Origin of the sequence: Sphingomonas panacis, assembly GCF_001717955.1 — a bacterium.
In the GTDB taxonomy this organism is placed as follows: Bacteria; Pseudomonadota; Alphaproteobacteria; order Sphingomonadales; family Sphingomonadaceae; genus Sphingomonas; species Sphingomonas panacis.
On record NZ_CP014168.1, the window covers coordinates 247,291 to 260,489 of the forward strand.

The 13,199-nt window shown below is 67.6% G+C and carries 17 protein-coding genes; 3 read left to right on the forward strand and 14 right to left on the reverse strand.

The features are described 5' to 3' along the window. Nucleotides 1-40: 40 nt before the first annotated feature. From J0A91_RS01025 to J0A91_RS01085, 13 genes are all read right to left on the reverse strand, one after another. A complete protein-coding gene (locus tag J0A91_RS01025) occupies nucleotides 41-1,363 on the reverse strand; it encodes a DNA-packaging protein (protein WP_069203353.1) in 1,323 nt (440 codons plus the stop codon). Continuing rightward, complete coding sequence (locus tag J0A91_RS01030; RefSeq protein WP_069203354.1) at nucleotides 1,360-1,779, reverse strand: hypothetical protein; 420 nt, start codon at nucleotides 1,777-1,779, stop codon at nucleotides 1,360-1,362. Before J0A91_RS01030 ends, J0A91_RS01025 begins: the two co-directional genes overlap by 4 nt. Nucleotides 1,780-1,911: 132 nt before the next feature. Next, a complete protein-coding gene (locus J0A91_RS01035) occupies nucleotides 1,912-2,178 on the reverse strand; it encodes a hypothetical protein (RefSeq protein WP_150126786.1) in 267 nt (88 codons plus the stop codon). Beyond that, a complete protein-coding gene (locus J0A91_RS01040) occupies nucleotides 2,171-2,383 on the reverse strand; it encodes a type II toxin-antitoxin system antitoxin (protein WP_069203356.1) in 213 nt (70 codons plus the stop codon). The genes J0A91_RS01035 and J0A91_RS01040 overlap by 8 nt, the downstream gene beginning before the upstream one ends. An 11-nt stretch (nucleotides 2,384-2,394) precedes the next feature. Continuing rightward, on the reverse strand, nucleotides 2,395-3,297 hold the full coding sequence (locus tag J0A91_RS01045) for an SPFH domain-containing protein (protein WP_069206912.1): 903 nt from the start codon (nucleotides 3,295-3,297) through the stop codon (nucleotides 2,395-2,397). Nucleotides 3,298-3,516: 219 nt separating this feature from the next. Beyond that, entirely contained in the window at nucleotides 3,517-4,017 is a 501-nt protein-coding gene (gene pal / locus J0A91_RS01050) for a peptidoglycan-associated lipoprotein Pal (RefSeq protein WP_069203357.1), read from the reverse strand. Between the two features lie 82 nt (nucleotides 4,018-4,099). Further along, nucleotides 4,100-5,542 carry a Tol-Pal system beta propeller repeat protein TolB gene (gene tolB, locus J0A91_RS01055; RefSeq protein WP_069203358.1) on the reverse strand — a complete coding sequence of 481 codons (1,443 nt, stop codon included), beginning with the start codon at nucleotides 5,540-5,542 and terminating at the stop codon, nucleotides 4,100-4,102. Continuing rightward, a complete protein-coding gene (locus tag J0A91_RS01060; protein WP_069203359.1) occupies nucleotides 5,542-6,588 on the reverse strand; it encodes a cell envelope biogenesis protein TolA in 1,047 nt (348 codons plus the stop codon). Before J0A91_RS01060 ends, tolB begins: the two co-directional genes overlap by 1 nt. A gap of 46 nt (nucleotides 6,589-6,634) precedes the next feature. Then, nucleotides 6,635-7,072 carry a protein TolR gene (gene tolR / locus J0A91_RS01065; protein WP_069203360.1) on the reverse strand — a complete coding sequence of 146 codons (438 nt, stop codon included), beginning with the start codon at nucleotides 7,070-7,072 and terminating at the stop codon, nucleotides 6,635-6,637. Nucleotides 7,073-7,075: 3 nt separating this feature from the next. Further along, complete coding sequence (tolQ, locus tag J0A91_RS01070; RefSeq protein ID WP_069203361.1) at nucleotides 7,076-7,774, reverse strand: protein TolQ; 699 nt, start codon at nucleotides 7,772-7,774, stop codon at nucleotides 7,076-7,078. Next, nucleotides 7,771-8,265, reverse strand: coding sequence for a YbgC/FadM family acyl-CoA thioesterase (locus J0A91_RS01075; protein ID WP_069203362.1), 495 nt, complete (start codon nucleotides 8,263-8,265; stop codon nucleotides 7,771-7,773). Before J0A91_RS01075 ends, tolQ begins: the two co-directional genes overlap by 4 nt. Nucleotides 8,266-8,363: 98 nt before the next feature. Continuing rightward, entirely contained in the window at nucleotides 8,364-8,627 is a 264-nt protein-coding gene (locus J0A91_RS01080; protein ID WP_069203363.1) for a GIY-YIG nuclease family protein, read from the reverse strand. Nucleotides 8,628-8,842: 215 nt separating this feature from the next. Continuing rightward, nucleotides 8,843-9,859 (reverse strand): NAD(P)H-dependent flavin oxidoreductase, encoded by a 1,017-nt coding sequence (locus J0A91_RS01085; RefSeq protein WP_420852824.1) that lies wholly within the window; start codon nucleotides 9,857-9,859, stop codon nucleotides 8,843-8,845. A 101-nt stretch (nucleotides 9,860-9,960) separates the two neighbouring features. Here J0A91_RS01085 and J0A91_RS01090 point away from each other — a divergent pair, with 101 nt between their 5' ends. After that, nucleotides 9,961-10,386 (forward strand): secondary thiamine-phosphate synthase enzyme YjbQ, encoded by a 426-nt coding sequence (locus tag J0A91_RS01090; protein WP_069203364.1) that lies wholly within the window; start codon nucleotides 9,961-9,963, stop codon nucleotides 10,384-10,386. Beyond that, on the forward strand, nucleotides 10,383-10,784 hold the full coding sequence (locus J0A91_RS01095) for a hypothetical protein (protein ID WP_069203365.1): 402 nt from the start codon (nucleotides 10,383-10,385) through the stop codon (nucleotides 10,782-10,784). The genes J0A91_RS01090 and J0A91_RS01095 overlap by 4 nt, the downstream gene beginning before the upstream one ends. Before the next feature lie 137 nt (nucleotides 10,785-10,921). Here J0A91_RS01095 and J0A91_RS01100 read toward each other — a convergent pair whose 3' ends face one another. Further along, the gene (locus J0A91_RS01100; RefSeq protein WP_069203366.1) at nucleotides 10,922-12,184 is read right to left on the reverse strand and encodes an aspartate kinase; all 1,263 of its coding nucleotides are present in this window, start codon (nucleotides 12,182-12,184) and stop codon (nucleotides 10,922-10,924) included. Between the two features lie 157 nt (nucleotides 12,185-12,341). Between J0A91_RS01100 and ubiG the strand changes: the two genes are divergently transcribed. Next, complete coding sequence (gene ubiG, locus J0A91_RS01105) at nucleotides 12,342-13,064, forward strand: bifunctional 2-polyprenyl-6-hydroxyphenol methylase/3-demethylubiquinol 3-O-methyltransferase UbiG (protein ID WP_069203367.1); 723 nt, start codon at nucleotides 12,342-12,344, stop codon at nucleotides 13,062-13,064. The last annotated feature ends 135 nt before the right edge of the window (nucleotides 13,065-13,199 follow it).

A 13,199-nucleotide genomic window follows, 5' to 3' on the forward strand; every position in this document is an offset into this window, starting at 1 on the left:
AATCGCCCAGCCCGTCGCCCCGGCCTCCGCCGGGGCGACGCTAGAGTCCCCGCACCGCAGCCATCCCCACCCGTCCCGGCAGCAGCACCGCCAGCGCCCACACCAGGGCATCCGCCCGGTCGGGCGAGCGGCCCGGCCCCTGATAGCGCCCGCCCGCGACCAGACCGCACATCTCGTCCTCCAGCCCCGGAAACGCGCCGACATGATGCACCCGCCCCCGCCCATATTCGACCGACACCGGCTCCGCGCGCGCCGCCTTGCCGCGCGTCGCGCTGACGGTGGCAATCGGCAGGCCGGGATCGACTCGTTCGAGCACCGATCGCACCATCTGCCCGCCCTGATTGACCTCGGCCACCACGCGGTCGGCGGCGTGCCGCCCGGCGCACGCCACCACCGCGCGCGCCCATCCCTCGGGGCTTTCCCCGACGACGCTGGCATCCTCGATCACATACGCATGACCATCCTCGCCCAGCCCCGCCGCGACGATGCCGCACGCGTCGCCCTCGCCGCTCGCGCTTCCCGCCGGCGGATCGACCCCCACCACCACGCGCACCAGCGCCGGCGCACGCGCCACCCGGCACGCCTCGATGCCGCCGCGAGTCCACAACGCCCCCGGCAGATCCTCGATCAGCTCGCCGTCGATCTCCTGCCGGCCGAGCCGCGTGCCGCCATAGCCTTGCTCGATCGCGGCGATGAAGCCCTCGCCGAGATGGTGGTTGTCGTGAGTCCGCCCGCGCGACTCTTCGAGTCCCTTGATCGCCATGATCCGCCGCAGCAGCGGCACCGCGCGCGGCGTCGTCGTCACCATCACCTGCTGTTCCGCGCCGAGCCGCAGCCCGAGCATCAGATTGTCCCATGCCGCGTCCGCGCGCCGCCATTTGGCGATTTCGTCGCACCAGGCGGCGTGATGCTGCGGCCCGCGCAGTTTTTCGGGCGCCTCGGCCGAATAGGTGAAGGCGCGCGCGCCCGACATGAACACCAGTTCGCCCGAACTGCGATGCCAGTCGATCCGCTCGCCCGGCATCGCCACCGACAATATGCCACTGTCACCCTCCACCATCACCCGTGTCACATCCTCGATCGTCGCGCCGACCAGAGCGATCCGCGCACCCGGCAGATCGCGCGCGATCTGGCTGACCCATTCCGCCCCCGCGCGCGTCTTGCCGAAACCGCGCCCGGCACGGACCAGCCACACCCGCCAATCGCCTTCCGGGCGATACTGCCCTTGGTGCGCGCACAACGCCCACGTCCGCACCAGCGTACGTTTGACGGGAGCGTCGAGACTTTCGATCATCTTCACCTGTTTGTCCGGCGGCAACGACGCGAGCATCGCCAACACTTCGACCATTCTTGTTTCGGTCATGCCTTCGCCGGCAGCCGTTTGCCGAGCGCCGCGAGCTTGCCCAACAGCGCCTGTTCGACCTCCGCCATCGAAGCCATGCGCGGCATCGCCTCGCGCGGCGCGTTCGGTCGGGCCCGCCGGGTCTCATGACGCGCAAGCATCTTGAGCGCCAAAGCCTGGTCGAACGTCCCGACCTCGCGCGCGTTCACGTCGATCGCGCGTGCCAGCAACTCGTCCTCAAGCCGCGCATACGCCGAGTCCAGCGCCTCTTCCCACCCGTCCGCGAAGGCCGGATCATGCCGACGCAACGCATAGGCCGAAGCGGGAGTCCGCCCCGCCGCCTCGGCCGATCGCGCCACATCGCCGCTCAGCGCGAGCGTATCGAGAAAGATCGTCCGTGCCGCTGCCGTCCAGCCGGCGCTCGCCATATCGGTCATCGCCGCCTCCTGTCCCCGCGCCCCGCCGGTCGCGATTTGCCACCATAACGACTCCCTTAAACCGGGCGTCATGCTGTAGGACAGAAGTTTTTAACCGATATGGTACAATTCGTCAGAGACTCTCGACACGCGTCAACGATCCTCGCGGTTGCCCCAGCGCCACCGCAGCCCGGTCTTGTTGGCCGCCACCACGCCGAACGCGGCGATCAGCGCGACGTACGCGACGATGCGCGGCACACCGACCGGCATCAACCGCGTCGTCGCCACCAAAGCGGCGAGGAAGCCCAGCATCACCGCCCAGCCCTGCCACGTCACCGGCGTCGCGCCGAAGCCGAACCATTTGGGCACGAACCAATAGCCTTCGCGCGCGCGGAAATGCGCCTTCACCTCGTCAAGCATCGTCATCCTCCGATTTGGGCGGCCGGCCGCGTTTGGCCGGTGTCGGCGCGTCCAGCTTCACGCCCCGCCGCGTCAGCGCTTCGCGCAGCAGGCATTCGAACTCGGCGTTGACGCTCCGCAGGTCCGCCGCCGCCGCGCGCTCGACCGCCGCGTACAGCGCGGGGTCGAGGCGCAATGGAAACGCCTTCCGCGGAGGGTTAGCCACCGCCCCGTGCCTTACTGATAAAGTGTGCCGGTGTTGACGACCGGCTGGGTGTCGCGCTCCCCGCACAGCACCACCATCAGGTTGGAGACCATCGCCGCGCGCCGCTCGTCGTCGAGTTCGACGACGCCCTTCGCGCTCAGCAGGTCGAGCGCCATCTCGACCATGCCGACCGCACCCTCGACCAGGGTCTTGCGCGCCGCGACCACCGCCTGCGCCTGCTGCCGCCGCAGCATCGCCCCGGCGATCTCGGGCGCATAGGCGAGGTGCGTGAAGCCGCATTCGTCGACCGTGATCCCCGCGACCTTCAGCCGCGCGAGCAGTTCGGTGCGGAGTTCGTCGGCGACCTGCTCGTGGTTGCCGCGCAGCGTGATCTCCTGATGCTCGTAATCGTCATACGGATAGCGCGCGCCGATCGTCCGCACCGCCGCCTCGATCTGGACGACCACGAACGCCTTGTAATCGTCGATGTCGAACAGCGCCTGCGCGGTGTCGGTGACGCGCCACACCACCTGCGCGGCGATCTCGATCGGGTTGCCGCGCAGATCGTTCACCTTGAGCCGCTCGGAAATCATGTTGTTGGATCGCAGCGAGATCGTGCGCTGCGCATACCACGGCCACTTCCAGCGTAAGCCGGTCGTGCGGTCGGTACCCTTGTAGCTGCCGAACAGCAGCAGCGCCGCCGCCCGGTTGGGCTGGAGCATGTAGAAGCCGCAGGCGACGAACAGCACGACGACGGCCGCCGCCGCGATCAAAGCGCCGCCCAGCGCGGGCGCGTCCTGCATTTGCGACGCGCCGTAGATCCCGACGATCAGCGCGACGAGCATCACCAACAGCATGACGTAACCGCTCGACGTCGCCGCCGCGCGCTCGCTCGACAGCGTCAGCGCGGTGTTCCTCGATCCCGACTCGGACATCATTTCCTCCTGCTAAAGTGATATCATATTTATATCGGCTAAACTGCGACCGCAAGCCTCCTCGCTTCCTGTTCCCCCGCGAAAGCGGGGGTCCAGGGCCAAGCAGCGCAGCGCTCGCGGCTCTGGACTCCCGCTTGCGCGGGAGAACCGGGTTCGCACGGCAACAAAAAAGGCGCGGGGATCGCTCCCCGCGCCTTTCCTCACTCCCGGAAAGATCGATCAGTTCAGGACGATCGTCACCGCACGACGGTTCTGCGCCCAGGCCGCTTCGTCCGAGCCGAGCGCGATCGGGCGTTCCTTGCCGTAGCTGATCGTCGAGATCCGCGACGGGTTCACGCCGCGCGAGGCGAGATAGTTCTTCGCCGAATTGGCGCGCCGGTCGCCGAGCGCGAGGTTGTATTCGCGGGTGCCGCGCTCGTCGCAATGCCCTTCCAGGCTGATCGGCACGTTCGGATATTTGGTAAGCCACGCCGCCTGGCTGTCGAGCGTCGCGCGCGCTTCGCCGTTGATGTCGTATTTGTCGAGATCGAAGTGGATCGTGTTGCTCGTCACCGAGCGCTCGAAATCGGCGCGCGAACCCGGAACTACGGAAGAATCACCCCCGGACACAGGGCCGCTGGCGCCCGGCGGCGGCGGAATCTCGGCCGGCGGCTTCTTGGCGCAGCCAGCCATCGCGATGATTGAGGCGGCGATGAGGAACGTCGTGGTCAATCTTGCCATGTGGCTTCTCCTTCTGTCAGTCGGATATCGTCACTCAGAACATCCCGGCATCGTACCCCGGCCGCCGAGAGTCAATGTCGAGTCAGGGGCGTAACGGTCCCCACGCCGGATCGGATCCGTCGAGCGGCGTGGTGAGGCGACGTTCGTTGACGCCGGTCAGATCGACCGACCACAGATCGGCCGTGCCGCCGCCGCCGCGCCCGGAACGGAAGAACATCAGCACGCGGCCGTTGGGCGACCAGGTCGGGCCTTCATCCTGCCAATCGTCGGTGAGCAGATGCTCTTCGCCGCCCGCCGGGCTCATCACGCCGATGCGGAAATTGCCCGCCATCCGCGTGAACGCGATCAGATTGCCGCGCGGGCTCCACACCGGCGTCGCGTAGCGCCCGCCACCGAAGCTGATCCGGCGCGGGTTCGATCCGTCCGCGTTCATCACGTAAAGCTGCTGCGATCCCGAACGGTCGCTCTCGAACACGATCCGGCTGCCGTCGGGCGAGTAGCTGCCGCCAGTGTCGATGCCGGGCGTGTCGGTCAGCCTTTGCGCCTGTCCGCCGCTGAGCGGCACGCGATAGATGTTGGTGCTGCCCGCGACCGCCTTGGAGAACAGCACCCATTTGCCATCGGGCGAGACGCGCGGCGCGAAGCTGAGGTTGGCCGCCGGCACCAACAGCCGCTGGGTCGCGCGGGCGATATCGTAGACGTAGATCGCCGGCTTGTCGCCGACGTAGCTCATATACACGATCGCGCGCTGGTCGGGCGTGAAGCGCGGCGTCAGCACGATCGACTGGCCGTTGGTGAGGAAGCGGTGGTTGGCGCCGTCCTGGTCCATGATCGCCAGCCGCTTGATTCGCCGCCCCTTCGGGCCGCTCTCCGCGACATAGACGACCCGGCTGTCGAAATACGGCCCTTCGCCGGTCAGCTTGGCGTAGATCGTGTCGGCGCATTTATGCCCGGCGCGGCGCCATTCCCCTGGCGACACCACGAAGCCAGCCCGTGCCAGTTCGGTGCGCGCGAACACGTCGTACAGATAACAGCCGACCGTCAGCGTACCGTCGCCATTGGCGCGCACGAAACCCTGCACCAGCGCCGAGGCGCCCGCACCGCCCCAATAATCGAACGTCGGCGCGGTCACTTCCGGGTAGGGTACGCTCTTGAGCGCATTGGCGCCAACCGGCTTGAACAGCCCAGAGCTCTTGAGGTCGTTTGTGACGATCTGCGACAATTGCTGGCCGAGCACGTCGGTCCGCCCGGCCGCCGTATCGACCGCCTGCGCGGTCGGCATCACCGGAATCGCGATGCCGAGTGGTGCTGCGATACCGCCCGTCACCGACACTTCGAGCGGCGGCGGCGCCTGTCCGGCGGCAGGTCCGTCGGTCGGCTGGCCTGTCGGCTGGCCCGGCTGTTGTCCGGGCTGCTGGAGCGGAGCCGAAGGCGCGGCGGGCGCGATCTGCGCACCGGCCGGCACCGCGACGGCGACGCCAAGCGCCAGCACGCCCCGTAATATGTCGATTGAGCGAGCACGCATCAGCGAGAGCCTCCGAGCTTCCAGATATAATTGAGGTTGTTCCAGCCACCGCTGGGCGTCGAATAATATTCCGGCGGCAGTTTGAGCGGCGAACACCCCTTGAACGCAGCAACGCCCAGATCGACGACACGTTGCGCGTAGCGCTCGTTCTGATCGTCGGTGCCCGACTGGCGCACCATCTTCGGCGTGGCCGAGAGCGTGCCATCCTTGTTGAGCCGCAGGTTGAGCACGGTCACGATATCGGTCGCGCCCGGTCCCGGGATCACCTGCTTGTCGGCGCATGGCTGGATCTGGCGCTGAATCGCCTGCTGGATGCTGGCGAGCGATTTGGCGTCGATCTTGGCGGCGATCGGCGCGACCGACTTCGACGGCGACGGCGTCTGCACCAGCCCTTTGCGGAAATCGTCGTCGAGCAGCGAGCCGCGCGGACGCTTGAGCGTCGACTTGGCGTTGCTGCCCGTGCCCTTGGCCTTGGACGGCGGCGTCTGCGCCTTGGTCGGCGCGGCGGCGGCGTGCTTGGGCTCAGCCTTGGCGGTGTTCGGCTTGGCCGGGCTCTTCTTCGCCTCCGCCTTACTGTCGGGCTTGGCCGTCGTCTTCTTCGGCTCGGCCTTAGACTCCTTCGCCTCGACCGGCTTCTTCTCCGGTTTCGGCTTTTCGGGCTTGGGAACCGGCTTCGGTTTCGGCGCGGGGGCAGGCTCGGGCTTGGCTGCGGGCTTCGGCGGCGCCTTGGCGGGGGGCTCGGGCTTGGGCTGCGGCTTGGGCGGCGCGGGCGCCTTTTCGGGTTCGGGCTCAGGCTCGGGCTGCGGCGCCGGCGGAGCGGCATCCTCGGGCGCGCCCTGGTCGGGCGCCTTGGACTGCGCGGGCGGCTCGACCGCCTTGGGCGCCTGCGCCTCGAGCGCGACATCCTCTGCCAGTGAGACTTCGATCGGCTTGGGCTTGTACAGCGCGGGGTCGATCGGCGGGTGGAAGCTCACCGACAGAAGCGCGAACAGCAGGATGTGCCCGGCGAAAGCGACGCCGAGGCCGATCTTCTCGGCGCGTTGCATCAGCGCGCGCCCTCCGCCTGCCGCACGGTCTTCACCGTCCCACCGCTCACTGGTCGTCCTTGCCGACCGTCAGCAGCGCGACCCGGTTGAGCCCGGCGCGGTTGAGCTCGCCCATCACGCGCATCACCTTGCCGTAATCGAGCCCCTTGTCGGCGCGCAGGAACACCTGCGGCGGCTTGCCATCTTCGCCCTTCTGCGCGACCTGCGCGAGCACATCGGGCAGCATGTCGTCGCTGATCTCGTCCTTGCCGACATGCAGCGTGCCGTCGCGCTCGATCGAGATTTCGACCGGCTGTTGCTGCTGGTCGAGCGGTTTGGCGCGGCTGTCGGGCAGATCGACCGGCACGCCCGCCGTCATCAGCGGCGCCGTCACCATGAAGATGATGAGCAGCACCAGCATCACGTCGACCAGCGGCGTGACGTTGATCTCCGCCATCGGCGCGCGCCGGCCGCGGCCGCGCTGCGAGGGAAGGTTCATCGACACGGCTCAGCGCGTCCCCTCGGCTTCGAGCTGACGGCTGAGCGTCGCATGGAAGCCGTCGGCGAAGCGGTTGAGCCGCGCCTCGATTCGGTTGATGCCGTGGCTGAAACGGTTGTACGCGATCACCGCCGGAATCGCCGCGAACAGCCCGATCGCGGTGGCGAACAGCGCCTCGGCGATGCCGGGGCCGACCGCCGCGAGCGACGAATTCTGCTTGGCGGCAATCTCGGTGAAGCTGTGCATGATGCCCCAGACGGTGCCGAACAGCCCGACGAACGGCGCGACCGAACCCACCGTCGCCAGCACGTTCAACCCGTCCGAAAGCTCGTCGATCTCACCGGCGACAGCAGCGCCCATCGCCGTCGCCAGCCGCTCGCGCGTGCCGTCGCGGTCGATCGTGCCACCCACCGTCGAGCGGCGCCACTCCTTCACGCCGGCCGAGAACACGCGCGCGGTCGGCAGCGGGTTCTCGCCTTCGATCCGGTAGAAAGCGTCGATATCCTCGGCCTTCCAGAAATCGCGCTCGAAACGCTTCACGCCTTTGCGGATCTTGCCGAGCCGCATCAGGAAACCGATGATGATCGCCCAGGTCCAGATGCTCGCGAGCAATAGCCCCAGCATCACGATCTTCACGATCCAGTCGGCCTGAATGAAGAGCGCGACCGGCGACAGGCTGGTCGCGTCGGTGTTGAAGAACAGGTTCACTTGGGACTTTCCCCCTGATTCACATCTGTTGCCGCTGCGCGCGCGGGCAGAAATTGCCCGAACGCCTCGATCCACGCCGCCGGCTGGCGCCGCGCCCGGCCCGAGGGCGCGACGAACGCGACCGTCACGTCGGCCTCGGCCAGTAAAACGGTGTCGCGCATGACTCGTTGCTGAATGGACAGCGATGCGGCGCCCAGCCGGTCCAGCCCGGTCGTGACGATCAACGCATCGCCGAGCCGCGCGGGCGCACGGTAGCGAATCGCCAGCGCCGTCACCGCATAATTGCCCTCGCCCGCCGCATGCGCGCCCTGCTGGTCGATGCCGAGCACGCGCAGCATGTCCGACCGGCCCCGCTCCATGAATTTCAGGTAATTGGCGTGATAGACCATGCCCGACAGGTCGGTATCCTCGAAATACACGCGTACCGGCAGATGATGCTCGTGCCCGACGATACGCCCTTCGCTCGGCAAGTCTGTGGCGCAGTGCGACATGAACACGGCTGTACCGAAGCGAGACGGTCTCGCAAACCCGTCATGTCGGAGTTTTCGTCCTTCTTCGTCACCCCAGCGCACGCTGGGGTCTCGCGCGGCTAGGCGAGCGTGTCGTAGAGGTCGCGCCATTCGGGATTGGCGCTGTCGATCAATTGATCCTTCCACGCCCGCTTCCAGGCCTTGAGCGCCTTCTCGCGGCTGATCGCCTCTTGGATCGTATCGAAGCGTTCAGCGTACACCAAAGTCTTGATACCGTAGCCTCGGCAATATGCCGATCCGACGTCACGCCGATGCTGATCGACGCGCGCGGCAAGATGTGCGGTCACGCCGATATAAAGCATGCCATGCGGCTTGCTCGCCATCAGATACGTCCAGCCGCCCCGCTGCACGGGGCGATCGTATCGAGTCACACGGGGAGATGCCAGCTTTCGCTGGCATGACGCTTGGGGACCGCACCGCAAAATTTCGTCACCCCAGCGAAAGCTGGGGTCTCCCGCGAAGGCGCGCACCGTCGCCAAGCTCGACCGTCCGGAACCTCACGGCGAGACGCCAGCTTTCGCTGGCGTGACGGAAAGGATCAGCCCCGCTTCGCCAGCGCCACTTCGGCCTCGCGCATCAACGTCGCGATGATCTCCGCGACCGGCTCTTCCTTCGTCACCATGCCGACCGACTGGCCGGCCATCACGCTGCCATGCTCGATATCGCCATCGATCACCGCGCGGCGAAGTGCGCCCGCCCAGTAATGCTCGATCTGCAACTGCGCCTCGGCCATCGCGACCTTGCCCTCGTCGAGCGACGCCGCAACCTCGCGCTGCTTGGCGGTGAACAGTTCCGCGCCGGCGTTCTTCAGCGCACGCACCGGGATCACCGGCAGGCGCGGGTCGATCTGCACGCTCGCCACCGCGTCGCGCGCCGAGGCGCGCAGGAACGCCTTCTTGAAATTGGCGTGCGCGATCGATTCGGTCGCGCAGACGAAGCGCGTGCCGAGCTGCACGCCCGCCGCGCCCATCTCCAGATACGCCGCGATCGCCTCGCCGCGGCCGATTCCCCCGGCGACGAACACCGGCACCTTGTCGGCGACCTCGGGCAGAATCTCCTGCGCGAGCACGCTGGTCGAGACCGGGCCGATATGCCCGCCCGCTTCCATACCCTCGACGACGAGCGCATCGACGCCGCTGCGGATCAGCTTCTTGGCGAGGCTGAGCGCGGGCGCGAAGCAGATCAGCTTGGCGCCGCCCGCCTTGATCGCCTCGATGCTCCCCGCCGGCGGCAAACCGCCCGCGAGCACGACATGCGTGACATCGTGGCGCGTGCAGACCGCGATCAGGTCCATCAATTGCGGGTGCATGGTGATGAGGTTGACGCCGAACGGCTTGCTCGTCAGCGCCTTGGTGCCGGCAATCTCGGCATCGAGCAACTCGGGGGTCATCGCGCCGCATGCGATCAGCCCGAACCCGCCCGCGTTCGACATCGCCGCGACGAGATTGCGCTCCGACACCCACGACATCGCGCCGCACAGGATCGCGACCTCGCTGCCGAGGAATTCGGCGCCGCGCGCCATGAGCTGGGTGAGGCGCGCCGCGCCGCTGGTCATGCTGGTCATCGCAGCGGCCCTTAGAGGATTTCCGATATGAAAAGAAAGCCGTGCTTCGGTATCGGGTTGGGCTGGCGCGCGATGTCCCGTAAACACGCGCGATGCTCCGCCAGTCCGCCACCGAGTTCGTCGTCGCCACGCCCGGCCAGGGCCTGCACGATTGCACCGCCGCCGTCGCCCGCTGGGTCGCGGATACAGGTATCGAAACCGGGCTGCTGACGCTGCTGCTGCGCCACACCTCGGCTTCGCTGCTGGTTCAGGAAAACGCCGCCCCCGCCGCCGCGCGCGACATCGAACGCTATTTCGCGCGGATCGCGCCCGAGAGCGGTGCGTACGAACACGACGACGAAGGCCCCGACGACATGCCAGCGCACCTGCGCGCCGCGCTCACCGCGACCAGCCTGTCGATCCCGGTGATGGGCGGGCGGATGGCGCTCGGCACGTGGCAGGGCATCTACGTCTTCGAACACCGCCACGCGCCCCACCGCCGGCGAATCGCCGCGCATCTGATCGGAGACGATGCATGATCCTCGCGCTCGCGCTGATGACCGCCGCGCCGCTCGCGGCGCCCGCACCGCCTCCAGCCAAGAGAGCCGCCATGAAACCCGATTTCAGCACCGTCACCAGCCTCGCCGCCGCCGAGGCGCTGGCGCGCCAGGGCAAACTGGTCCGCGTCCTGCTCTTCCCAGCCGAATTCGGCGGCGAGGACGTCCGCGAAAACGCCATCTACATCACCCCCGAAGCGGCGGCGGCGCGCGAGCTGATCCTCGGCACGCTGCACCGCTTCGTCAGCGAAGGCCTTGTCGACAAGCTCGAGGTGACGCCCGACTACAAGGGCGACAGCTTCGTACCGAGCCGCATCGTGATGCACGCCACGCACAGCACCAAGAAAGGTGGCATCAACCCGACGATCGAGGTCTGGTAGGATTCTCTCGAGCTGGGCGCGGCGCGCGTCCTTCTTACGGAGCCTGCGTCATCCCAGCGCAAGCTGGGATCTCTCGGTGAGACTCAGACCGCCTGATTACGACGAGACCCCAGCGTGCGCTGGGGTGACGACACGTATCAGGCCGCGACATCCTCCGCGTCCAGCCCGTAAGCCGTGTGCAGCACGCGCACCGCCAGTTCGGTCTCATCCTCGTGGATCAGCACGCTGACCTTGATTTCGCTCGTCGAGATCGCCTGAATGTTGATCCCCCGCGCGCCCAGCGTCGTGAACATCGTGCTCGCCACGCCGGCGTGGCTGCGCATCCCCACGCCCACCACCGAGATCTTGGCGACGCGCGTGTCATGCACCAGCTCGGCGAAGCCGATCTTGCCGCGCGCCTGGTTGAGCGCCTCGATCGAGCGCGCCAGATCGGCCTGCGGCACGGTGAAGGTCACGTCGGTGGACCCCGCGTTATGCGCGATGTTCTGGATGATCATGTCGACGTTGATGTTGGCACCCGCGAGCGGCTCGAAGATCGCCGCGACCGCGCCGGGGGTGTCGGGCACCGCCGTCAGCGTGATCTTGGCTTCGTTCTTGTCGTGCGCGATGCCGGTGATGAGCTGGCGTTCCACGTCGTCTATCTCCTCTTCCCCGACGATCATCGTGCCGGGCAGTGTATCGGCCATCGGTGCGTCTTCGCCGGTGAACGACGACAGCACCTGCACGCGGACCTGTTCCTTCATCGCCAGACCCACCGAGCGCGTCTGCAACACCTTGGCGCCGACGCTGGCGAGTTCGAGCATTTCCTCATAGGTCACACGCTTCAACTTCCGCGCGCGCGGTACGATGCGCGGATCGGTGGTGTAGACCCCGTCCACGTCCGTATAGATATCGCAGCGATCCGCCTTCATCGCCGCCGCCACGGCGACCGCCGACGTGTCCGATCCGCCGCGCCCGAGCGTGGTGATGCGCTGGTCGTCGGTCACGCCCTGGAAACCGGGAATCACCGCGACCTCGCCGCGCGCCAGACTTGCGTCGAGCGCCTCGGTGTCGATCGCGCCGATCCGCGCCGATGCGTGCGCGTCCGAGGTGTGGATCGGCAATTGCCAGCCGAGCCAGCTCCGCGCCGGCACCCCCGCCGCCTGAAGCGCGATCGCGAGCAGCCCGCTCGTCACCTGCTCGCCTGCCGAGACGACGACGTCATATTCCTTAGGGTCGTACAGCGACGAGGCTTCGCGGCAGAAGCCGACCAGCCGGTCGGTTTCGCCCGCCATCGCCGAGACCACCACTGCGACCTGGTTGCCCGCCGCGACCTCGCGTTTGACCCGCGCCGCCACGCTCCGGATGCGTTCCATCCCGGCCATCGAGGTGCCGCCGAATTTCATCACGATGCGCGCCATTGGGGTGTCGCAAAATCCTTGGGTTGGAAGGGGCGTCCTGATAGGAACCGCGCATCACGATGGCAAGCCAAGCTAACTTTCCAGCACGGAAAGCCCAGCTAGGGTGTCATAATTACAATAATGCCGGGCGCGACACCCCGGACGGAAAGACGGCGCGATGACCACCACCACGATCGACCCGCAGGAAGCGGCGCATTTCGGCACGCTCGCCGCCGACTGGTGGAACCCGAAGGGCAGCTCGGCGATGCTGCACCGGCTCAACCCGCCACGCCTGCGCTATCTGCGCGAACAGATCGACGCGCATTGGGATATCGATCCCGCTGGCTTCACCCCGCTCGCCGGCAAGCGCGCGCTCGATGTCGGCTGCGGCGCCGGTCTGTTGTGCGAGCCGCTCGCCCGGCTCGGCGCGGATGTGACCGGGCTCGACGCCGCGCCCGAGAATATCGGCGTCGCGCGCGCCCATGCCGCGCTGTCGGGCCTCACGATCGACTATCGCGCCGGCAGCGTCGAAGACCTCGGCGGCGAGCGCTTCGATCTCGTCACCAGCATGGAGGTGATCGAACACGTCACCGATCCCGCCGCGTTCATCACCGGCCTCACGGGGGCGCTGGCGGAAGGCGGGCTGATGGTCCTCTCCACCCCCAACCGCACGCTCGCCTCGCGGATCGCGATGATCACGCTCGGCGAAGGCTCGGGGCGAATCCCCAAGGGCACGCACGACTGGGACAAGTTCCTCAAGCCCGACGCGCTCGAAGCGCTGCTCGCCGACGCCGGCATGCGCGTGATCGACCGGCGCGGGCTGAGCTTCTCCCCCGCCAAGGGCTTCGTCCTCTCCGACGACCTGAGCCTAGACTATTTCCTGACGGCGGTTCGCCGATAACGTCGCCCCGGCGCAGGCCGGGGCCGCTGAGTCGTGTGCGGTCGGCTCGCCAAATTACACACCGGCCCCGGCCTGCGCCGGGGCGACGGAATAGCCGTTCCCCCGCGAAAGCGGGGGTCCAGAGCCACAAGCGCC